Genomic DNA, 1,079 nt, shown 5'->3' on the forward strand with positions numbered 1-1,079 from the left:
GAGCCCGACCGGCTGCTGGTCTCGCTGCGCCAGACGCCGGCCCCCGCCGCCGGGCAGGCCAGCGTGCTGGCCCGCACCGGCGACGGACGCGCGCTGGCCAGCACCACCATCGACCTGCCCGCTGGTGTCACGGCCGGGGAAGCCGCGCTGGAACTGCCGCTGGAGATCCGCAACCAGGTGGTGCGGCTGGATCTCGACGAGGATGAAAGCGCCGGCGCCGCCATGCTGCTGGACGAGCGCTTCCGCCGCCGCCCGGTGGGGTTGGTCGGCCCCGCCCAGGCCGGGGCGGATACGCCGCTGATCGGTTCGCTCTACTACCTGGAACGCGCGCTCTCTCCGACCGCCGAGCTGCGCTCCGGCAATATCGAGCAATTGCTGGCCCGGCAGCTTTCCGTGCTGGTGCTGGCTGACCGCCCCATCTCTGAGGGGCGGGAGCGCGAGGCGCTGGACCGCTGGGTGCGGGAGGGTGGCACGCTGGTGCGCTTCGCCGGCCCGCGCCTGGCCGAGCATCCGGATTCCCTGCTGCCGGTACGCCTTCGCGCCGGGGAGCGGCAGTTGGGTGGCTCGCTCTCCTGGGAACAGCCACAGCACATGGCGCCCTTCCCCGACACGTCTCCCTTCGCGGGCCTGACGCCGCCGGCCGAGGTCACCGTCTCCACCCAGGTCCTGGCCGAGCCGGACCCGCGCCTGTCCGAACGCAGCTGGGCGCGGCTTGCCGATGGCACGCCGCTGGTGACGGCGGAGACGCGCGGCGCCGGGCGCATCGTGCTCTTCCATGTCACGGCCAATGCGGAATGGTCCAATCTGCCGCTTTCCGGCCTCTTCCCCGATATGCTGCGGCGGCTGGTGGCGCTTTCCTCCGGCGTGGCGGGGGCGGAAGGCAGCGCGCCGCTGGCGCCGGTGGAAACCATGGACGGCTTCGGGCGCCTGGGCCCGGCGCCAAGTGGCGTGGCCGCCATCGCCGCCAATGCCTTCGCCGAGACCCGGCCCGGTCCGCGCCACCCGCCCGGCTGGTACGGCGTGCCCGGCGAGGGTGGGGAGCGCCGCGCGCTGAACCTTTCCGCCAGCCTGCCCGCGCC

1 pseudogene is annotated in these 1,079 nt (G+C 74.1%); it reads left to right on the forward strand.

Going from position 1 to position 1,079, the window contains the following annotated elements:
* A pseudogene (locus IBL25_RS26300) lies at positions 1-1,079 on the forward strand (DUF4159 domain-containing protein); the annotation flags it as partial.

The organism is Pseudoroseomonas ludipueritiae, assembly GCF_014490445.1.
Taxonomy (GTDB): Bacteria; Pseudomonadota; Alphaproteobacteria; order Acetobacterales; family Acetobacteraceae; genus Pseudoroseomonas; species Pseudoroseomonas ludipueritiae.